The organism is Phytopseudomonas dryadis, from assembly GCF_004327355.1.
GTDB lineage: Bacteria > Pseudomonadota > Gammaproteobacteria > Pseudomonadales > Pseudomonadaceae > Aquipseudomonas > Aquipseudomonas dryadis.
Genome location: NZ_QJUM01000010.1, coordinates 1 through 20041 on the forward strand (window position 1 = coordinate 1; position 20041 = coordinate 20041).

The 20041-nt window shown below is 62.1% G+C and carries 15 protein-coding genes and 2 pseudogenes; 10 read left to right on the plus strand and 7 right to left on the minus strand.

The window, feature by feature from the left end; translation table 11 throughout:
* Positions 1-254, plus strand: a 254-nt coding sequence (locus DNK34_RS10115) for an IS30 family transposase (RefSeq protein WP_131174601.1), incomplete at its 5' end; no start/stop codon positions are given.
* Between the two features lie 119 nt (positions 255-373).
* Here DNK34_RS10115 and DNK34_RS10120 read toward each other — a convergent pair.
* Positions 374-1035 (minus strand): annotated as a pseudogene (locus tag DNK34_RS10120) (IS5 family transposase); the annotation flags it as partial.
* Between the two features lie 350 nt (positions 1036-1385).
* Between DNK34_RS10120 and DNK34_RS10125 the strand changes: the two are divergent.
* Together DNK34_RS10125 and DNK34_RS25700 are read left to right on the plus strand one after the other, a co-directional pair.
* Positions 1386-1661 (plus strand): hypothetical protein, encoded by a 276-nt coding sequence (locus tag DNK34_RS10125; protein WP_131174602.1) that lies wholly within the window; start codon positions 1386-1388, stop codon positions 1659-1661.
* A gap of 427 nt (positions 1662-2088) precedes the next feature.
* Positions 2089-3582, plus strand: a complete 1494-nt coding sequence (locus tag DNK34_RS25700; protein WP_131174603.1) for a sensor domain-containing diguanylate cyclase — start codon at positions 2089-2091, stop codon at positions 3580-3582.
* 158 nt (positions 3583-3740) lie between these two features.
* Here the strand turns inward: DNK34_RS25700 and DNK34_RS10135 are convergent, their stop codons facing one another.
* Positions 3741-5936 (minus strand): glycoside hydrolase, encoded by a 2196-nt coding sequence (locus DNK34_RS10135; protein WP_131174604.1) that lies wholly within the window; start codon positions 5934-5936, stop codon positions 3741-3743.
* A 284-nt stretch (positions 5937-6220) separates the two neighbouring features.
* On the opposite strand from DNK34_RS10135, the pseudogene DNK34_RS10140 reads away from it, so the two are divergent.
* A pseudogene (locus tag DNK34_RS10140) lies at positions 6221-6392 on the plus strand (IS5/IS1182 family transposase); the annotation flags it as partial.
* Positions 6393-6413: 21 nt separating this feature from the next.
* On the opposite strand, the gene tssA reads toward DNK34_RS10140, so the two are convergent.
* The 5 genes from tssA to DNK34_RS10165 all read right to left on the minus strand — a co-directional run bounded on the left by tssA (position 6414) and on the right by DNK34_RS10165 (position 13977).
* Positions 6414-7484: a type VI secretion system protein TssA gene (gene tssA / locus DNK34_RS10145; RefSeq protein WP_131174605.1), complete on the minus strand. Its 1071-nt coding sequence runs from the start codon at positions 7482-7484 to the stop codon at positions 6414-6416.
* On the minus strand, positions 7481-11290 hold the full coding sequence (locus tag DNK34_RS10150) for a type VI secretion system protein (protein ID WP_131174606.1): 3810 nt from the start codon (positions 11288-11290) through the stop codon (positions 7481-7483). The genes tssA and DNK34_RS10150 overlap by 4 nt, the downstream gene beginning before the upstream one ends.
* Positions 11287-12054 carry a DotU family type IV/VI secretion system protein gene (locus DNK34_RS10155; protein WP_131174607.1) on the minus strand — a complete coding sequence of 256 codons (768 nt, stop codon included), beginning with the start codon at positions 12052-12054 and terminating at the stop codon, positions 11287-11289. The genes DNK34_RS10150 and DNK34_RS10155 overlap by 4 nt, the downstream gene beginning before the upstream one ends.
* Positions 12055-12126: 72 nt before the next feature.
* Positions 12127-13461, minus strand: coding sequence for a type VI secretion system baseplate subunit TssK (gene tssK, locus DNK34_RS10160; protein WP_131174608.1), 1335 nt, complete (start codon positions 13459-13461; stop codon positions 12127-12129).
* A 45-nt stretch (positions 13462-13506) separates the two neighbouring features.
* Positions 13507-13977: a type VI secretion protein gene (locus DNK34_RS10165; protein ID WP_131174609.1), complete on the minus strand. Its 471-nt coding sequence runs from the start codon at positions 13975-13977 to the stop codon at positions 13507-13509.
* A gap of 216 nt (positions 13978-14193) precedes the next feature.
* Between DNK34_RS10165 and tssB the strand changes: the two genes are divergently transcribed.
* From tssB to tssG, 6 genes are all read left to right on the plus strand, one after another.
* Positions 14194-14748 (plus strand): type VI secretion system contractile sheath small subunit, encoded by a 555-nt coding sequence (gene tssB, locus DNK34_RS10170; protein ID WP_131174610.1) that lies wholly within the window; start codon positions 14194-14196, stop codon positions 14746-14748.
* Between the two features lie 28 nt (positions 14749-14776).
* Complete coding sequence (gene tssC / locus DNK34_RS10175) at positions 14777-16258, plus strand: type VI secretion system contractile sheath large subunit (protein WP_131174611.1); 1482 nt, start codon at positions 14777-14779, stop codon at positions 16256-16258.
* Positions 16259-16325: 67 nt separating this feature from the next.
* Positions 16326-16826: an Hcp family type VI secretion system effector gene (locus DNK34_RS10180; RefSeq protein ID WP_131174612.1), complete on the plus strand. Its 501-nt coding sequence runs from the start codon at positions 16326-16328 to the stop codon at positions 16824-16826.
* 12 nt (positions 16827-16838) lie between these two features.
* The gene (tssE, locus tag DNK34_RS10185) at positions 16839-17270 is read left to right on the plus strand and encodes a type VI secretion system baseplate subunit TssE (RefSeq protein WP_131174613.1); all 432 of its coding nucleotides are present in this window, start codon (positions 16839-16841) and stop codon (positions 17268-17270) included.
* Entirely contained in the window at positions 17263-19056 is a 1794-nt protein-coding gene (gene tssF, locus DNK34_RS10190) for a type VI secretion system baseplate subunit TssF (protein ID WP_131174614.1), read from the plus strand. The genes tssE and tssF overlap by 8 nt, the downstream gene beginning before the upstream one ends.
* Positions 19020-20039, plus strand: coding sequence for a type VI secretion system baseplate subunit TssG (gene tssG, locus DNK34_RS10195; RefSeq protein WP_131174615.1), 1020 nt, complete (start codon positions 19020-19022; stop codon positions 20037-20039). Before tssF ends, tssG begins: the two co-directional genes overlap by 37 nt.
* The last annotated feature ends 2 nt before the right edge of the window (positions 20040-20041 follow it).

Here is a 20041-nt window from a genome sequence, read left to right on the forward strand (position 1 = left end):
CGATATTCTTCTGCGACCCTCATAGCCCTTGGCAACGCGGCAGCAACGAAAATATCAACGGCCTGATCCGTCAGTACCTTCCCAAGGGGATGGACTTGTCGGGACACAGCCAAGAACAGTTGGATGCTATTGCCTTGCAACTGAATATGCGCCCCCGTAAACGCTTCGACTTCAAATGTCCGATCGAAATGATGAGTGAGGTGATGCAAAAGGCCATGGTTATGCGGCACGATGCGCCCACTTCAATTCAATAACCGTGTTGCACTCAGCTACTGCAACCGCCCAGCATATAAATAAAATGAGGGAATAATCTAGAGGGATAGCCCGGACATTGGCCCAAAGCCTGATCACATCGTGTAAATGCTCAGGGGCAAGGTTTGGGTTTGCGCTTCATCGTGCGCTGAGGGATTACTGGCTGCATGCGATAGCGGTCACAGTACCTGCGTAGGTGCTCAGCATCGTAGCCCTTGTCTGCCAATAACCAGCGACAACGTTTGCGCGGCCGGCCAGGCTTGCCGGGGATACGCACTTGATCCAGGAGCGGCTGAGCATGTGCAATATCGCTGGCTTGCCCCGGCGACAACATGAAGCGCAGGGGAACTCCATTGGCGTCGCAGATCAGGTGAATCTTGGTGGTCAGGCCACCACGGCTGCGCCCCAAGGCATGATCTAGCGGTTCTTCTGACCCCTTTTTCCCGGCGCCTGAGGAGGCTCGGGTTGCGCGCACTGCGGTGGAGTCAATCATCCAAGTGTCCAGATCAATCAGACCCTCCTGATTCAACCGGATGTGCAATCGCTCAAGAACCCGCTCGAACGTGCCGTCGTCTCGCCAGTCGCGAAACCGTTGATACGCCGTCGACCATGGGCCGAACGCTCCGGAAGATCGCGCCAAGCAGCTCCGGAGTAAAGAACCCAGAAGATGCCATTGAGCATCAGCCGATCATCTCTGCGAGGTCGGCCCATCCTCTGTTCCGGGGAAAGCAGATCCTTGATTAAATCCCAGGCCGCATCTGGGAGTTCGTAGCGCCTTGCCATGTGGGCCTCCAGCCAATCATGGCGGCTATTCTACTCATATCGACTTTTCGTACAGAACCTAGAGTAATGCGTATACCGAGGATCGTGTATGCACATTGTCATTTTTCTGACCGGGCTGCTATGTGCCGCCGCACAGGCAATCGAACCCATGCAGGCCGCCCTTGGCGAGTTGCAGCCCAGCACCCTGAGCGCCGCCAAGCTGGCTTGGCTCGTCGAGGCGGCCAAACCGTTCCAGGGTATGCAGATCCGCGTCATCGCCGAGAACATCGACACCCGCTGGTACGAGGCCAACCTCCTCGCGCCGCTACATCGACCGGATCAATCACTACGCGCCGCCGGAGGCGCTGCAAATGGGTTCCATCCAGGGTGGGAAGGTGGCCGCCCGGGGCGATATCGCCCAGCAGGTGTTCTGCCACACCGCCTTCTCCGACGCCTTCACCCGGCCGGACAGTACCGTAGTGGATGCCAAAGAGGCGCGGAGCCTACTGTGCGCGCCGCGCCTGAATGCGCCGCGCGGCCCCGACTACTGGCTGCGGTGGGAGGGCGCGGCCTGGCCGGCGCTGACCGACGAACGCCTGCCGGGCTGGCCCCTGCCCTGCGAGGAGGCCCTGCATGCGAGGGATTAGTCTGCTGATGCTGCCGTTGCTGGCCGAGCTGCTGTACGGGACGTTCATCACTGGTGACCCGCGGACGACCGCAGCGGGGGCTGGTGCCGGAGTTTGTCGAGGCGCCGCACCAAAACGCCTTACCGGCTGCGCCTCGTACCCTTGCAGCGGGCGTTGCTGCAGGTGCGCCAGGAACCGGATAGCTGCGCCCTGCTGGTGGAGTCCCAGCAGGATCGCGAGCCAGGCTATAGGTGGGTCGGCCCGGTACGGACCTCCCGCCTGAACAGGCCATAGCCATATCCGGCCTCGCCATTTGTCGCACGACCCGCAGGCATGAGCCAGTTTCGGTGTGGGGTGTCACGACACAGCGGCCAGGCCATCGGACACAAACGCTTAACCCCCTTCATCACCACTCTTCAGCCCCATCTCCCCTGCAAGAGGTACCACCATGCCGACACTTAACCCACAACGGCCAATGAGACTGCGCAGCATGGCCGGCGTATTTCTCATCTACCTGATATGTGGGGGGCTGGGCATCGAGTACGGCACCATTATGGGGGGCAACTCACTCACCTTGCTCTGGCTACCTTCGGGCATCAGCCTGGCGGCCTGCGTCATCTACGGCGTGCGTATCTGGCCCGTCATCTGGCTGGGATCATTCGCCACCAACGTCCCGTATCTGATTGAGCAGGCAGAGCCATTGTCTCTCGTGCTCAAGGGGCTGGTATTCGGCGCCTGCGCAGCAACCATCAATACCGGTACGCAAGCGTTGCTCGCCTATGCGTTGTTCCGAAGGGCCATTCCCGACGGGCACCTGCATTCGACACAAGGCATCCTGAACTTCCTCGTCAAGGTCACCTCACTGCCCTGCGTGCTGAACATACTGCTGTTAGTGCTGCTTTATGGGGCGGGTGGCTACATACGGCACGATACCCTCGAAGGTTTCGTGTCAGTATGGCTAGCCGGCACACTGGCTGATTATCACGGCTACTTCGTCGTGGGTCTGCTCGGCATCGTCTGGTTGGGCAAGACCACAGTGGAGGTCAAGCGGATCCGCCTCGACCGCCGAACCTTGTCGGCGCTGGCCCTGCTCATCGTACTGCTGGCCACCAGCATATTCTGGAACGATGCGATGGTGTATCTCATCACCACGCTTGGCGTGCTGGTGGCGATGAACTGGGGCCTGCGGGCGGCCACCAGCTTCGTGCTATGCATATCGCTGGCCTTTACGATCGCGACCGCGAACCAGGTCGGTCCATTCGTATCCACGAACAACTTCAGCTCGATGATGGAGCTGCTCATGTTCGTCTTCGGCCTGGGCGTGCCCATCTATTTGCTGACGGTCAATCGCTACGAGCTGGTGCAATCCAAGCTCGATCTGGAAAACAAGGTGATAGAGCGGACGCAGGAGCTGAATGCCGCGAACAAGCGCCTTGAGATACTTTCCAACAACGATGGACTGACCGGGCTGGCCAACCGTCGCTACTTCGACGAGGTGCTGGCCGCCGAATGGCAGCGTGCAGAACGCACGGGAACACCGCTGGCGCTGGCCATGATCGACGTTGACTGGTTCAAGAAATACAACGACCACTATGGCCACCTGGCCGGCGACCAGTGCTTGCGCAGCGTGGCACAGACCCTGGGCCTGACTGTCTGCCGTACTGGCGATCAGGTGGCGCGTTACGGCGGCGAAGAGTTCGTATTCCTCGCCCCCAACACCTCGCAGGACGATGCCCTGGCGATTGCGCAAAGGCTCTGCGATGCCCTGCATGCGCAAGAGATACCCCACGAGGCATCGCCGTTGGGCAGAGTGACCGCAAGCATCGGCGTCGCCGCGATGGTGCCGGATAGCGCCCAGACGCCCGACGCATTGATGAAAGTAGCGGACGAGGCGCTCTACCGAGCCAAGGCACAAGGGCGCAACCGTGCCATATCGGCCTGATTCCGCCCAAACATGATGACCCACCACTCACAATTCTTTAGTTGTTGGCGTGTAGACATATGAAAGATCCCCAATTCGTCCCGGCAAAGGTTGCCGATATCTACCACCTCAAATAACCGCACCTCATGATTTGAAATAGGACAGGCAGGCTGGAGCCTTCACTCCGTGATATCCAGAGTACGACCGTCGGCCAGTTTGGCTCGCAGACTGTGGCCAGCCATACCGTTGAATGGCTGGTCGGCGAAGTTCGCTGTCAGCACTGAGCCGTCGCTGAAAGTCGTTTGCTGTACCCAGCCAGCCTGATCCAGCCAGCGGAAGTCGGTTAGCGCTTTATCCCACAGTGCCTGATGCAGGGGACGAAACGCCGCGTCTGCTCTCATGATTTCAGGCAACCGGGTTTGCAGGGTACTGCGGCTGAGATTGAACAACGGCGGGGTGTTATATAGCTGACTGAGCAATCCACGCGTAGTTTTGACATCGGTGAACTTGAGATTGTCGTAAGTCCAGTGGTGGCTACTGATCACCGCATCATGAAAGACCGCCTGATACAGCGGCAGGCGGTAGCGCGGATCGAACACGACAGTAAGATAAGGCTGTTTCACTTTCGCCGGACTAAAGAATGTGGCCGGTTGGGCATTGGGCCACCAAGTTCCAAGGTAGTAAGGCGACGTTTTGTTCTGGTGCATGTCTTTGTCGCCCCAGCCGAACCCCCAGGTTTCCATGCCATGTGCAAACATGATGTGGCGTGCCGTCACCGCATTGCCATCCTCGGAACCCAACGGCAATTTCAGGGTATTACTGAACCAGGCCAACCGTTCGTTGCGTGCTTCCGCCATCTGAGCTGCCCCTGTCGGATGGTCCGCGTGATAGTCGTCAGAAACCATACCTGTACCGTCGACATCCAGGAACAGACTGTTCAGCCCAGCCAGTCGTATCAGTTCCTCCATGCGCTGCTTGGAATAGGGCAGCACACAACCGGGGTTTAGGTAATAGCCTTCGCCACCGAAACCGGGTTTCTTACTGCCGTCGGCCTGTACGATCGCACACTTTCCCCGTAGCTCACTGGGCAATTGAGCAGTGAGCCAGCTATCGTTGATGCCGCGAGGGATTGCGGTGTCATAGGAGTCGTAACTGGCGATCAGGTAACCTGATTCCTTCGCGCTGGCTACCGCCTGTGGGTGCAGGAACTCGGCGGTCCAGTTATCCGTGCCTAGCCATAAGCGGGGCAACCCAGCTTGAGACAATGATTCGATTAGCGGCTTGGACAGCCCCTGCCCCCAGCTTTCTGGCAGTGCGAGATAATCAGCAAGTTGCTGCTGCGCCAGTTGGCGCACTTTCACGGCCTGCTGTTGCTGTGCCTGCAGGAAAGTATCCTGATCCGGCGAACTGTCCAGTGGTGCTTGCGCCACCAAGGCCTGATTCAGCGCCTCGATGATCGACTGCCGCTGCCAGCTTTCGGGCGCCCGGCCATTCAACTGTTTTACAGTTCTCTGCGCCTCAGTTCCCATCCGTTGCCACAGTCCGATACCGGCCGGCGATTGCAGGTAACTGGCCAGCCCCGCCCAGTCCTTTACATCCGCCTGATCCAGCAACATGCTGCCCCACAGATAGATGTGAGTGGCGCCAATCAGTTTCTCACCTTCGGGGGCGATCTGGATTTTATCCCGTAGAGTACTGAACTGGCCGCTTTGCTGTAAGTATTCGCGGTAGCGGATGGCGCCTGAGAGTGGCGTGTCGCCAACATGCAGCAATACCTCGAATGGCTGCCGCTGGTTGAAACGATTGAATTGGTGGTGGCTTTGCATCCGTAAATGAGTCTTGTTGATGCTGAAGGCGACCTGATTGCTGAAGGGTGTGAGCAGCAGCCAACTGTAGACCTTACCTTCCTGCTCCTGACTCCACAGAGGCAGTTTGAGGTCCCAGTTAGTGTCCACCAGGGCCTGCTCCTTCACCAGATACTCTTGCCAGCCCCTGTTATCCAGTGGAATACGGCTGCCTTCGCCGAGCGGAAGCAGTAGCGTGCTGGCCTGTGGCGGCAGCGTGAACCAGTCCAATACCTGCGGCCGTCCACTCGTGAAGCGCAGACGAAGATCGCGGCCTTCCAGCCTGGCGATAATCTGCATGTCACGTTCCGACCATCGCCAGCTTGCCTGGGCCGGGGACTGTTGCAATTCACCGACTTGCTGGGGCGTTTGTGGCTGATTCAGCACGGTATCGCCAGTGCTGATCTGCAAGGTAGCCGGGTCAATATCGAACTGCGCGTCTCCTTGCTGCAGCCGCACGGCACTGGCGGGATAACTGGCAAACAGGGCCAGACTGGCCAACAGCACGGCACATGCAAATGGTTTTGCCATAAGGTGAAGTTGTCCTATGGAAAAGAAATGTCAGCTTGACGATATGCTCCATGGGCTGGGAATCCCGGATGACATGATCGGATTCGGCGGGAGGCAGTTCCTGCCCATTGAAAGCAGTTGGTCTTTCCAGCTGACCGATGACTCAGGTTTTCCGTTCCACCGCTCGACAAATATTTTCGTTACGACAGTGATCCGACTGTTTCAGAGCCTATCCAGGGCATCGCGAAGCGATCCACTTCATAATCCATCGGTGCAATATACCCGCCGAGTTTTCGGTGAAGCAGATGGACATCACTGGCACCGAGTACGCCGGCAAGCGCAAGCAGCCCCGCAAGGAATCGGGCCTGATCGAGATGGATTAGATGGTGCCATGGAAAGATCTGATCGCCCTGATCGAGCCGCATTACCCGAGGGGTGATGAGTCGTCCGGCTGATCCGTTGATGGCGATGCTGAGAACTGGTAGGGATGTTTCTGGATTACTTGAGCACCCCCAGCAACGACCACACGCGCCGAGCCTCCGCATCGGCGGAAATCAGTTCCGTCAGCAGTTCATTGAGAGGCTTGTTGCCCCATTCGACGGCGCGCCGTATCAGGTACGGAACCGGGCTGTGCGGCTCTGTCTTGGCCAGGAAATCGGCGATCAACGCCAATTGTCGATAGGCGTCCTCACGATTGTTCAGGGTCTGCAAGGCTGGCTCCTCCTTCTCTTCCGGGTATGCGGCGCCCGTCAACGCCGGCTCGACCTGAACAGGTTGCGCTGGATGCAAGGCGATGAACGCCTGCACGAGCGAAGTCATCGAGGTCATGGTTTCGCGCAAAGGGCTGTAGCTGGGCGCGAGATCGGCGAGGTGGGTATCGCTCCATGTATCCAGCTGCTGCAAATATCGGAAACTCGATTCAAGCGTGTCAGCACACTGCTGCCACAAGCCAAGTGGCGTTTCACGCACACGTTCGTTCAACTTCTGTTGCAGCGAAAACGCCAGTTCCGCTTCGCTCTTGGCTGCTTTGCTGTCGGACTTCACCACCTGTCGACGCTGCAACTGCTGCCACTCGTACAGCGTGAACGCACTGAAATCGCCACCCAGGTCACCGGGTAACGGTATGCGGGTATGAAGTATTTGCGCATAGTGCCGGGCCATCCAGTCCAGTGGGGTCGCCCGCCAGGATTGGTCCCCCTCTTCGGCTTGCGGATGCAGGTCCTCCGGGTAGCGTTCGCACAACCCCGCCAGCAATGCCAAAGCCGGTGCCAGCCCTGGGTATCCGTAACGATGCAACCAGGCCTCGCCCAGCCAGGCGGCAACCATCAGATCCTTGCTGCGGGTCTTGAGAACCTGGGTGGCAAGCTTCTCCACCGCTGGCCATTCTCCTCGCTTGGCCTCACTCTGCCATACGCCGGCTGGCAAGCTGGCGTCATCCTCCCTGCGTAGCTCGCGCAGACGATCGAACGCAGGTTCGTAACGCAGGCTGCGCCCGCAAGGTGCGTCGTCGGATAGGGGCGCCAACAGTTCATCGAGCAGATCGGGGGCTGACGGCAGCAAGATACTCATGGACTCTCCTTCGCACTGAACAACGTTGCAGTGGCCACATTGAACGGCGACTGCGGAGCACGCACCGGCAAAGGCTGCACAGACAATGGCAACTTGCCCCCCTGGTTCAGCAATGACAGCCGCATGAACATCTGTGCCCGGGTATCGCTGGTGTAAGGCGCGTGAACAGGCAGTTGCAGGGTCAGGGGGAACTGGGTGTAGTCGACGTTGGGCTGGCGCTGTACGGAAACATGCGAGCGCATCAATCGCAGCAACGACCAGGGCCCGGTGTATTCCCAGCCGGCCTCCAGGTCGGCCACCGCCAAGCTGGGTTGGAGCGGGTCGCTGGCGGGACGTTGCGAACCGTTTTTTGCCCAGCGCAGCACCAGCCTGACGGGCTCGCCGACGATCCAGTGCAAACGCCTCTGTTCATCGCCGGGATAAGCGATGGACTGGTGACCCGCCTGCAGGCCCCAGGCAATGATCTGTTCCGCCCCTCGCTCATCCCCGCGATCCGTACGCCAGGTGACTTCTATGTCCAGGCCCACGACGCCGTCTTCGTCACGCACGAACAACGGACCCAGCCAGGCGCGTGCCTGTTTCAGGCGATCCAGAAAGTCCTGGGCGGCGGGTTTGTCTTCTGAAAGGCTGTAGGCCAGTGCGCTTTCGGCCTGGGCCAGACTGGAGTCGATCAACTGCACCATGTGGCGCACTCGCTCAGGGTCCGCATCGTCAGCCTGGAGGTCGTGGGAAAACGGAAAGCGATCGGCGAGGTACTGATTGAAATAATCGGCCAGCCGGCCCCAGGCCACTGCACCCAGTTGTTGCTGTAAAGCCGTACAACGCTGCTGTGCCTTGTTCCAGAGTTCCTGGCCGCGTCGGGAGAGGTCATCGTAGCCCCGAGGAAGGCTGGACGCTTGCAGGATGGCGGCACAGGATCGTGCGTCCATCTCGATGAAATCACGGCTGACCAACTGCTCGAACAAGGCCGCGGAACCGCTGGGGTTCTGCGCTTTGTACTTGAGCATTTCCTCATTCAGGGCGAGCAACCTGGTGACCTGTTCGTTATCGGCCATCGACAGATTGGGCTGCTGCCCCCTCAACCATTCCAGAGCCGCCAGGTGCTTTGCCGTGGTGTCCTGCATGATGGTGAACTGCTGCGCCAGGCTCTGCTTGAGGTCCTGGCTATCACTGGCGCGGAACAGGTGCAGCCCCAGGTTCTGGCCGCCCTCCCACTGTTCGATGGCATAGCGCTGCTGGAACAGCGGCAGTGCCTCGACCTCGCTCAGCGCACCTAGCACATCGGCCACCGCGCGCTGATTGAGAACGTGCTGAAAAGTCGTCGCCAGGTCCGGGCGCTTGAGTTCGCTAAAGGCCTTCTGCAAAAGCTGTGCTTTATCGGCTGGTACATCGAAGACCCGCTCGCCCCCCAGGCGTGGCGGCTCTCGGGCTTCCAGGCCGAACCACATGGCCGTGGCTGCTGCGCTCTGCGCAGCGTCAAGCAGGGCTGCGCGAAAAGCGGGTGGAATCCGCGGCAGTTCGCGGCCAGCGTAGTTGCTGTAGCTGTCGAAGTAATTGAGTGCCGCTCTCAAGCCCTCGCTGTCCACCGACAGGGCTCGACCATCGCTATCCTCCTGGCGCAAGGCGACGCCCGCGAAATCGTATCGCAGCAGGCTGTCTATGGCCTTGTCCAGCCCGACGATGTCCTCCCGCAGCGCGAGCGCTCCGCCACTCTGCTGCACCAGCAGATTGCCGTGGGTGCCGGTCTGGGTCACCCACTGATCACGAAAGCTCTTCTGCAGACGCGCCGCTTGATTATCCACCGCCTGGGCCGTCGATGGGCCGAGCAGGCTGCTCTTGCTCACATCGTCGAGTAACGCCCGGTAGCCCGGTACCAGATCACGGCCATTGCTGCGGCTCCATGTGGAGTTGGTCAGGGCTATGGTCTCCTGCAAGTCGCCGATGAGCGCTCTGACCTCCTCCAACTCCGGCATGGAGTTGCCGTATCCCTCCCGTAACTTGTCCGTTTGGACACGCAGATAGCCAGCCGGACGGACAAAGTTGTCGCCCAATGAGTACTGCACCAGCCACAGTTGCATGAGTCGCTGGAAATGCTCGTTGATCCGTGCGCGATCGCTCTGCAGGTCGATCGGCTGCAAGGTGGGAGGGGCCGCTGTCGATAGCACCCGGTTGTAATAGGCTTCACGGCGTAACGTTGCGATATTGAGGTTGCTGCCAAAGGCGCTGTTACTCATCTGCGCCAGATCCTCAAGTGGCCCCTTGGGGTTACTCAGGGCTTGAGCGAACCATCTGTTCTGCTGCTCGACCCTGAGCGCACCCTCGACCAGGGCCTTGGCGCCCAGGTAATTGGGCCATAGTTCGGGCTCGGTAGCCTCGGCGGTGGATCGGCGCTCACCGGACTGGATGCGGCTCAAGCCCTGGTAGTCGGCCACCATCAGCTCATGCAGTGGCAGGTAGAGATGATTCAGCGCCCTGCTGCGCAGGATGTCGGCAAGACGACCATCGAGCGAGGAGAACCAGGAGGTCGGGTACGCGAGGGAAGCGTAGTGCCAGCGCGGCGCCTGTTCCAGAACCTCCCAGAACGTCAGCACATTGTGCCTGGTCAGCTCACGCCGCCGCGCCTCATCGGTCACGACCACATAGCGGGCCTGGGCCTGTTGCAACAGGGCGGCCAACCGGTCGGCATCGTCCACGGCGTCGCGCCAGACCCATACCATTGCCGCGATCCAGACCAGCGCCATGACCAGCGCGCCAGCGCCCACCACCTGATGCCCGCGACGCCGTAGCCGCAGAATGCGCGGCACCGCTTGTGCCAGTCCCTGCTCGGCAATGATCTTCTGCTGCCAGATCTGCCGGGACAACAGGCTTTGACGCTCGGCTGCGGCAGCCGGGACAGCGCCCCAGTCATCGTCGCCGATCGAGGCCTGGCTGGCGGTAAAGTACAAGCCCCGGAAACGTGGCGCCTCACCCAAGGCATTGCCCTGAAATACCGGGTCCAGCATCACATGCAGGTTGTCGTGCAGGCCTTCGAATTGCTGCGGCAGCCGATACAGCGCCTCGCTCAGTTCACCCGACAACGCGCCAAGCTCGAGCACCGCCTCGGTCACCGCCTGGGTTATCCGGCTCAAGGCGCGCTCGCTCCACTGCGCCTGCCAGATGGCGTCAGCCCCAGTGGGCGAAGCCCAGCCCAGGGTACAACCGCGACTCTCCTCGGGCAGCGCGGCGAGAAACGCCTGGAAGCCGGGCACCTCTTCCATGCCGGTCACCACGACATACACCGGCAGGCTCAAGCCGAGGCGCTGCAACAGGTCGATGAACTTGCGACGCGCGGCCAAGCCATGGCTCAAGGCCTGCTCGCTGTTCCACAGACGGGCAGCCGGGATATTCCACACGACGCCATCCAGCGGCCGTTGCGAACGCAGACGCAGCAGCAGACCGAGCAGGTGCCACCAGGCCCCCACCTGCGCGGTGACGCCCTCATCCGGGATGAACAGGGTATCCGGCACGACCAGCACGGCCCCCTCGGGGTCCGCCCACCAACGGCCGAACCAGGCGGACTTCGCCATGGGCTTGAGACGCCAGTCGGCGCATAGCTGTGTCCCGTGCTCGTCATCGCCGAGCATCAGGAACCAGGGCCTTTCATAACGATCATTGACCGCCAGATCACGCTCCATCTGGCGCAAGGAGCCGTAGAAACTGCGCGTTGCAGAACCTGACCGGGTACGCAGCCACCAGATCGACAGACCCAGCGCCAGCAACAGCATGACAATGCCCAGCGCCCATAGGGCGACGGCCACGGCGCTCATGAGCCCTGCTCCACGCGTGCCGGGGAAGCGAGGTGCAGCACCGGCTCCAGTTCCTGGGTGATATCACGCCAGAACAGATGCCCCCCTGCCGACAACAGCAGCACCCCACCGAGGATCGCCAGACCAAGACGCACGCCGTCGGGTAGCACGCGCCGCACCGGCAGGCGTAATGGTGTTACCCGCGCGGGGGCTTCCAGGGTTTCGGCCACATCGGCATGGGAAGGGTCGCGCTGCCAGGCAAAGGTGAACAACGCGTGCCGCCATTTTTCGTGAATGGCCTGGCCACGGCCACCCCGCAAGCGTCCATGAAAGCCGAGGATCAGGCATTGCAGATAGACGTTGGCCAGGTCACGGCTGGCCGGCGCGCGCTCATCCAGTACCTTCTTCATGGCCACCGGTAACCGTTCACCGGCATTGCGGCTGCCATACAAACGCGCTTCGAGAGGTTTTTCCTGCCAGGCAGCCTGCCCGGCCCAGGGGGTGAACAGCAGCGTCTCATCCAGTAACGCCACGAAGGCGTAGACCGTCGCCTTGACCTGAACCCCAGACGAATCGCCCACACCGGCGAACGCCCTGCGCCACAACCCGCGGGTTATCCGGTCCGCCGCCTCCACCGTGCGGAAGATCAGTTGCCCATCACTGTCGTCATCCTTTTCCAGCGTTTCCCAGACGGCCAGCCAATCCTGCCAGGCCTGACGAAACGACACACTCAAGGGGGACTCGTGCAGCCCTGGCAAAGGTGAACCTTTCATCCCTTCAGGCATACGACATCCTTTATCGCGAGGGTCCGTTGACGTTCCAGCGCAAGCCGCGTTGCCGCGAGATATCTCGCCAGGCTAGGCCACATCGTCCTCATTGGCGACGAACAGGACGACCTGCCAGGGGCCGCTGCCCGGTCCATGTCCCGGCGCGACCACACGCAGTGCCTGGGCAGGGTCGAACCATTGACCCGATGCCTGCACGACAAACATTCGCGTGTCGTCGCCCACCCCGTAAGCCACCTGTTCCTGACGGCTCATGGCCTGATGCGGCAGACCGCTCATGCGTTGCCTGACCAGCGTGGGGATGCAGGGACTCGAAGCGATGATCGCCCTGGCGAGCCACTCCGACGCAGCCTGTTCATGGCTACCGCCAGGCATGCGCAAGCCGATCACCAAGCGCTGAACACGCTGTTCGGTATCGGGCAAGCGGATGCTGAAACTCTGACCCTCCTGATCGAACGGCAGACTCCGGTAACCGGCGCGGATCACCTCCAGCGTCGTGCTCAGCCAGCCCAGCACCTGGTCGTAGCCCTTTTGCAGATCCAGGTAATCCAGCCCGGGAAAGGGCGGCACACCGGACACCGGATCCAGCGCGCACCAACTCCCGGCCATGCCGGTGAGCAAGCCATAGAGGGTATCCGGGGAGCTGGTACGACTGTTCAGCGCCGCCTCCACTTCCGGCAAGCGCGCCCACAAGGCCGTCAGTTGCCGACGAATTTCATCGATATCGTCATCGTGCCCGGCTTGCTGCGCATGGCGCAGACGCCCGGCGAGGAAAACGCACTTCTCACGCGCCCGGGCACACAGCGCCATGACCTTCAGGCCCAATGCGGACTCGGGTAGCACCCGCGACACGGGGCAGGTGTACGGCAGGCGGATGTAGCCCCCGCCCTCCTTGCCGATTCTGAGCACGGGCAGGCAAATGGCGTCGGCCTTTTGCTCCTCGGTTATGAGCCGCAGGTTGGGTCGCCAGACCGTGATGGGCTCGGGGTACTCGCCACTGGCCAGGTCCGGAAGCGCTTCGCCGATCACGGACCGCAGGCGGCCGCTCAGGGGCACGATGCGCCCGCCACGCCAAAGTGGATTGACCGCCAGACAGACCGTAACCATGGCATCGGCGGCGCGCCCAATGGCCGGGGCTACGTCCAGTTCGAGCGGTGCATCGACACCGGCGGTCAATTCGACCGGCAGACCATCGGGCAATATCGCCTTGAGCGACAGTATTCGAATGCGTCCCGCGCTGAGCGCCATGGCGTCGACATCGAGTTCGGACACCCCCCAGAACCGGGGATTGCCCGCACTGGCCAGGTGCGCGCTGAAGGCCTCGGCGCGCAAACTTTGCAGTTGGAAATGCTGGGGCAGCAACTGCATGCCCTCGTGCCAGCAAACCGCATCAGGTAGACCACTCATCCCCGCCCCTCAACATCCGCTGTCGTGCCGTGGCGGCACCGATCATCAGTGCGAACCCTCTCCCAGCAATCGCATGTCCCTGCTTTCGAAGCGCAGCCATATCTTGCGCTGTTCGCCCAGGCGCAAGCGATGGACACCGGGAGTGTTATAGCCGGCGAAAACCAAAAGTCCAGCGGCCGCCTCGCCTCGCAGCGGAAAGTCACCCGATTCCATGAACTGGCCTGGCACCAGTTCCAGACTCCAGATCGACATGAGGTGGCGATAATCGCGCCGGAACTGTTCCCGCTCGGCAAACCACTGCCTGGCCGGTATGGCGGAGAGCAGCTTGAGTAACTCGCCGTCCCCCACGGCGACGAAATCCACCGCAATGGGCGTGTCGTCATTGGCGCGCGGAGCCACGTCCAGGGTCACTTCATCCAGCCCGATCCTGGGCTCGCGCCACGCGCATGCGGCCAGCAGCAGCACCCCTAGCCCACCGATAAGAACCCCGAAAAAAGAAGAACGTCCCTGTTTCATGCGCATCCAGAAAATTCGGTTTGCATTTTTATAGACCTGTTCTAGCGTCTTTGGTAGTTCGCCAGGTCGCTATCCCCAGGGCCGGCGAATCAGAGGGATCGCCGACGACGGAGCCGTGTTTCCGTAAAAACCGTCAATCCGTCGATCCAGCAAAGGAGTGCCATGACTAGGGAAACCGATGCATCGCACCCGTAAAACGCATCGGAGCCCACCGTCATGGCCGAAAGCACTCAGCACAAGTTGGATCGAGTCCGCCCTCCCCGAGTCCAGATCACGTACGACGTCGAAATCGGCGACGCCATCGAGAAAAAGGAATTGCCGCTGGTAGTCGGCATCCTCGCCGATCTTTCCGGCAAGCCGGATGTCCCCCTGGCCAAACTGGGCGAACGCCGTTTCATCGAGATCGACCGGGACAACTTCAATGACGTGCTCGGCTCCATCGCACCGCGCGCGGCGGTGCAGGTCGACAACACCATTTCCGGCGACGACAGCAAGTTGAACGTAGAACTGCGTTTCAACCATATCGACGACTTCGACCCGGTCAACATCGTCAATCAGGTAACCCCGCTACGGCGCCTCTACGAAGCGCGTCAGCGTCTGCGCGATCTGCTGACCAAGCTCGATGGCAACGACGACCTCGACCAGTTGCTGCAGGATGTCGTGGCCAATACCGAAGGGCTGAAAGAAATCCGATCGGCACGGCCAGAAGCCACGGCAGACACACCCTCGGCCGAATCGGATAGCGAGTCGCCAGCCGAACCCCAAGCCTGATCGTCACCGTTTTCAAGGAGGAACCGCCGTGCCCAAGTCCAGCGCCGCACAAACCAGCGAAAGCACAACCGAAACCCTGTCACTGCTCGACCGTATCATCGCCGAAGGACGCATGGCCCACGATGACAGCCAGCAGGGCTATGCCCGCGACATGCTGGCGGAGTTCGCCACCCAGGTTCTCGACGAGGGCATGGCCGTCGACAAGGACACCGTGGCGATGATCAACGACCGGATCAGCCAGATCGACGTACTGATCAGCGACCAGCTCAACCAGATACTCCACCACCCGGACGTGCAGAAGCTGGAAGCCTCCTGGCGCGGCCTGCACATGCTGGTGCAGAACACCGAAACCAGCACCCGCCTGAAATTGCGCCTGCTCAACGTCACCCAGAAAGAACTGCAGACCGATCTGGAGAAGGCCGTCGAGTTCGACCAGAGCGCACTGTTCAAGAAAATCTACGAAGAAGAGTACGGCACCTTCGGCGGCCACCCGTTCAGCCTGCTGGTCGGTGACTACACCTTCGGCCGTCACCCGCAGGACATCGGCCTGCTGGAAAAACTGTCGAACGTTGCCGCCGCGGCCCACGCGCCCTTCATCGCCGCCGCGAGCCCGCGCCTGTTCGACATGAACAGCTTCACCGAGCTGGCGGTACCGCGCGACCTGGCGAAAGTGTTCGAGAGCCAGGAACTGATCAAATGGCGCTCCTTCCGCGAAAGCGAAGACTCGCGCTACGTGTCCCTGGTGCTGCCGCAATTCCTTCTGCGCCTGCCCTATGGGCCGGAGACGCTGCCGGTGGAGGGCATGAATTACCTCGAGGACGTCAATGGAACGGATCACGGCAAATACCTCTGGGGCAATGCGGCCTGGGCCCTGACCCAGCGCATTACCGAAGCCTTCGCCCTGTATGGCTGGTGTGCGGCGATTCGTGGCGCCGAGGGCGGTGGCGCCGTGGAAGGCCTGCCGGCCCACACCTTCCGCACCAGCTCGGGGGATATTTCCCTGAAGTGCCCGACCGAAGTGGCGATCACCGATCGCCGCGAAAAGGAACTGAACGACCTGGGTTTCATCGCCCTGTGCCACAAGAAGAACAGCGACATCGCGGTGTTCTTCGGTGGCCAGACCACCAACAAGGCCAGGCTCTACAACACCAACGAAGCGAACGCCAATGCCCGCATCTCCGCCATGCTGCCCTACGTGCTCGCGGCCTCGCGCTTCGCCCACTACCTCAAGGTGATCATGCGCGACAAGGTCGGCAGCTTCATGACCCGCGACAACGTACAGACCTACCTGAACAACTGGATCGCCGACTACGTCCTGATCAACGACAACGCGCCACAGGCCATCAAGGCCCAGTACCCGCTGCGCGAAGCCCGGATCGACGTATCGGAAGTGGCAGGAAAGCCCGGCGCATACCGCGCCACGGTGTTCCTGAGGCCGCACTTCCAGTTGGAGGAACTGACCGCCTCGATCCGCCTGGTCGCCACCCTGCCACCGCCCGTCGCGGCATAAGACCGGCCCCGCCCAGGCGGGAGCCGACACGCATTAGCGCGAATCCACTTTTCAGGAGTACCAGGCAATGGATGCGATCATTCTCGACCTCGGTGGCGACATCAAAGGCGACAGCCTGCTCGAGGGCTACCAGGACAAGATCGAAGTGATGTCCTACAGCCACAACGTGGCCATGCAGGTCACCAACGACGTCAGCAACTCGGAGCGCACCTCCGGCAAGCCGCACATCGGCGAGTTCACCCTGACCAAGTTCGTCGACACCTCGACCCCGTCGCTCAACGAGTTCTGCTGCGCCGGCAAGCCCCTGCCGGAAGCCAAGATCATCATCGGCCGTAACGCCGCGGAGGGCGATGGCAAGCTGCTGCCCTTCATCATCTACACCCTCAACAACGTGGTGATTTCGAACGTCAGTGTCAGCGGCGGAGCTGGAGGCAAGCCGGTGGAAACCCTTTCCCTGAACTTCACCAAGATCAAGTGGGAACTCACCGCCCAGAAGGACGACGGCACCAAGGAAGGCACGGCCGCCTCGACCTGGGACCTGGCCGCCAACAAACTCATCAAGTCCTGATCCGGCATCGCCATGGGCTTCGTCGGTTCAGCCATTCGGCCGCCATTGCTCGATCGGTTGGCCGCGGGCGAGGAGACGGATTTCGACCAGGCGGCACTGGCGGACTCCGTGCGCAACGAGCTGTCGCGCCTGCTCAATACCCGGCGAGCGCCTCGCGCGCCGGGTAGCGCCCTGACCATCCTCGACTACGGCATTGGCGACTGGACGGCCCTGCAGCCCCATCGACTGGATGACCGACGCCTGCTGACACGGGAGATACGCAATGCCATCGGCCACTTCGAGCCTCGCCTGCAACTGCTCGAAGTGGATGTACAGCCGCTGGCCGATCAGCCGCAACGCCTGCGTATCCGCCTGGGTGGCGTACTGCGTGGCGGCACCAGCCACTGGCCGGTGACCTTCGTCATCGAAGACCGGGCAGGCACACTGGAGGTGCGCCATGAGTGATTCGATAGATGACCGGTTGCTCGACTATTACCAGCGTGAACTGACCTGGTTACGCCACGCTGGAGCCAGTTTCGCCACACGCTATCCCAAGGTCGCGAGGCGCCTGGAGCTGGCGCCCGGCGAATGCCCCGATCCCCATGTGGAGCGTCTGCTCGAGGGCTTCTCGCTGCTCGCCGCGCGCCTGCAGCGGCGCCTCGACGACGACTACGCCGAGTTCAGCGACGCCCTGCTCGAACAGCTCTACCCCCTGGCGCTGCGCCCCTTGCCATCCTGCGCCATCGTCCAGTTCGCAGCCGATCCGAGCAAGGGGAACCTGAGCGAGGGCTACCGCCTGCCGAGGGATACCCCGCTGTTCGTCACAACCGACAGCGGCGCCAGCATCCATTTCCGCAGTACCGCCGAGACCACCCTATGGCCATTGACGATCAGCGAAGCCGTGCTGCTCGACAGCGACGAGACACTGGCGCTGACCGGCGTGGCCCATGCCCGCTCGGCCCTGCGCCTGAACCTGCGCTGCCTGGCCGGCGTCACCTGGCGGGAACTGTCCATCGCCAGCCTGCGCCTGCATCTGACGGCATCGCCAGTGGTCAACGCCGCTCTCTACGATTTGCTGTGCGCCCATTCGCTGCAGGTGCTCTGCGGCCCGGTCGGCAGTACGCCCCAAGCACAGGCAGGGTTGCCCGAAGTGGTCGGTTTCGCAGGCGACGAAGCGCTGCTGCCGGATGAAAACGGGCAACATCCAGGCCTGCGCTTACTGGCGGAATACTTCGCCTTTCCGGAGAAATTCGCCTTCTTCGACATCCCCCTGCGCGCGCCGAGTACCGAGCAGGAAGACGTCTACCTGTACATCGTCTTCGACCGCCCGCCCGGCAATCGCATCCACCTGCAGCCGAGCGACATCGCGCTGGGCTGCACGCCGGTCATCAACCTGTTCCCACGCACCTCGGAACCCTTGCGGCCGGACGGTACGCGCAGCGAATATCGCCTGGTCGCCGACAGCCACCGTGAAAACAGCGTGGAGATCCACAGCATTCACACCCTGCGCGCCAGCTCGCCCAGCGGCGTACGGCGGGTGCCGGCCTACTATGGCTATCAGCATGGCGGCGCCGACAATCGCCTGTACTGGCACGCCCGGCGGATCACCGGCCTGACCCCCAACCGGCTGGGCAGCGACCTGCTGCTGAGCCTGGTCGACACCCACTTCGACCCGCTGCAGGACGCGCCGGAATACAGCCTGACGGCCGAACTGCTGTGCACCAATCGTCACCTCGCCGAATCGCTCGGCGCGGGAACCCGCCTGAACTTCGAGCGTCCGGGCCCGATCGCCCACGCCCACCTGCGCAATCCGCCCACCCCGCAAAGCCTGCCCCGGCTCAGCGGCGAGTCGCGCTGGCGCCTGGTCTCGCAACTGACGCTCAACCACCTGTCGCTGGTCGAAGGCACGCAGGCCCTGAGCGCACTCAAGGAGATGCTCGGCCTGCACAACCTGCGCGATGAAGCCAGTGCGCAGCGCCAGATCGAGGGCTTGCTGGCGATCGACAGCACACGGGTCGTCGCCCGGGTTGGCGAGGACGCCTGGCGTGGCTGGCGCAATGGCCTGGAGGTGCGTCTGCGCCTCGACCCGCAACATTTCGTCGGGAACAGCGCCGTGCTGTTCTCCGGCGTGCTGGCGCAATTCTTCTCGCTGTACGCCACCGCCAACCGTTTCGTCAGCACCGTACTGGTTCAAGCCGACAAGGAAATCAAAACGTGGCAACCACAAGCCGGAATGCCGCTCGCACTCTGAGTGCGCGCCTGCGCCAGGAGCCGCAAGCCTTCGAGCTGCTGCAAGCGCTGCTGTTGCTGGAGCGCGAACAGCCGCGCGCAACGTCCCTGGGCTGTGGCACCTCGCCCCAGGCCGAGGCGATAAGCCTGCGCGGCCCGCTGACGCCCACCTTCTCGGCCAGCCAGGTCGAGAGCCTAGTGATCGAGGCCGACGGCAAGGCGCAACTGACCACGCCGGTGTTCGGCCTCGGCGGCCCCGACGGCCCATTGCCATACGCCTACCAGGAGTGGCTGCAACAACGCACCCGACAGAAAGACCATGCGCCCGCCGCCTTCCTCGACCTGTTCCAGCACCGGCTGCTGAGCATTCTCTATCGCGTGCTGCGCAAGCACCGTATCGCGCTGGGCTTCGGCGTGCCCAACGCAAGCCCGGTACAGAACCAGTTGCGCGCACTCACCGGGCTGCTGCCAAAGGCCCTGCAGGAACGCCAACTGCTCAACGACTCGGCGATCCTCTCGCGCAGTGCCTTGTTCATGGGCGGGCGCCGCTCGCTGGCGGGCTTCACCAGTGTGTTTCGTCGCCACTTCGGCCTGCCGATTCAGGCCGGTGCCTACGCGGGCGCCTGGCGCAGCATTCCACCCGCCAGCCGCAGCCGCCTGGGGCGCGCCGCAGGCAACCTGAAACTGGGGCGCAACGCCGTGGCCGGCACGCGGGTATGGGATGAACATGCGGGTATCCGCCTGACCCTGGGCCCGCTGGAGCAAGAGCACGCGGCGTCCTTCCTGCCCAATGGCGAGGCCCATGGGCAACTCGCCAGCCTGGCCCGCTTCTACTTCGGCCCGGATATGGACTGCTCCCTGAGCCTGCTGATCAAGGGGGCCGGCCCCCTGCGGCTGAGCCGCCAGAGCGCGGCGCGTTTGCGTTGGAATAGCGGGCTGCAGGTTCACGCCAGCCCCGCGCTGTTCCGTGTCGATATCCGCCTGCACGACACTGCGGAGGTCTGAAT

Excerpts from the sequence above, each read along its gene's own strand:
- DNK34_RS10125 (WP_131174602.1), top strand. The coding sequence starts at position 1,386 with ATGGGTTCCATCCAGGGTGGGAAGGTGGCCGCCCGGGGCGATATCGCC.
- DNK34_RS25700 (WP_131174603.1), top strand. The coding sequence starts at position 2,089 with ATGCCGACACTTAACCCACAACGGCCAATGAGACTGCGCAGCATGGCC.
- tssE (WP_131174613.1), top strand. The coding sequence starts at position 16,839 with ATGGGCTTCGTCGGTTCAGCCATTCGGCCGCCATTGCTCGATCGGTTG.
- DNK34_RS10165 (WP_131174609.1), bottom strand. The coding sequence starts at position 13,977 with ATGAAACAGGGACGTTCTTCTTTTTTCGGGGTTCTTATCGGTGGGCTA.
- tssK (WP_131174608.1), bottom strand. The coding sequence starts at position 13,461 with ATGAGTGGTCTACCTGATGCGGTTTGCTGGCACGAGGGCATGCAGTTG.
- tssB (WP_131174610.1), top strand. The coding sequence starts at position 14,194 with ATGGCCGAAAGCACTCAGCACAAGTTGGATCGAGTCCGCCCTCCCCGA.
- DNK34_RS10135 (WP_131174604.1), bottom strand. The coding sequence starts at position 5,936 with ATGGCAAAACCATTTGCATGTGCCGTGCTGTTGGCCAGTCTGGCCCTG.
- DNK34_RS10155 (WP_131174607.1), bottom strand. The coding sequence starts at position 12,054 with ATGCCTGAAGGGATGAAAGGTTCACCTTTGCCAGGGCTGCACGAGTCC.
- DNK34_RS10150 (WP_131174606.1), bottom strand. The coding sequence starts at position 11,290 with ATGAGCGCCGTGGCCGTCGCCCTATGGGCGCTGGGCATTGTCATGCTG.
- DNK34_RS10180 (WP_131174612.1), top strand. The coding sequence starts at position 16,326 with ATGGATGCGATCATTCTCGACCTCGGTGGCGACATCAAAGGCGACAGC.
- tssA (WP_131174605.1), bottom strand. The coding sequence starts at position 7,484 with ATGAGTATCTTGCTGCCGTCAGCCCCCGATCTGCTCGATGAACTGTTG.
- tssF (WP_131174614.1), top strand. The coding sequence starts at position 17,263 with ATGAGTGATTCGATAGATGACCGGTTGCTCGACTATTACCAGCGTGAA.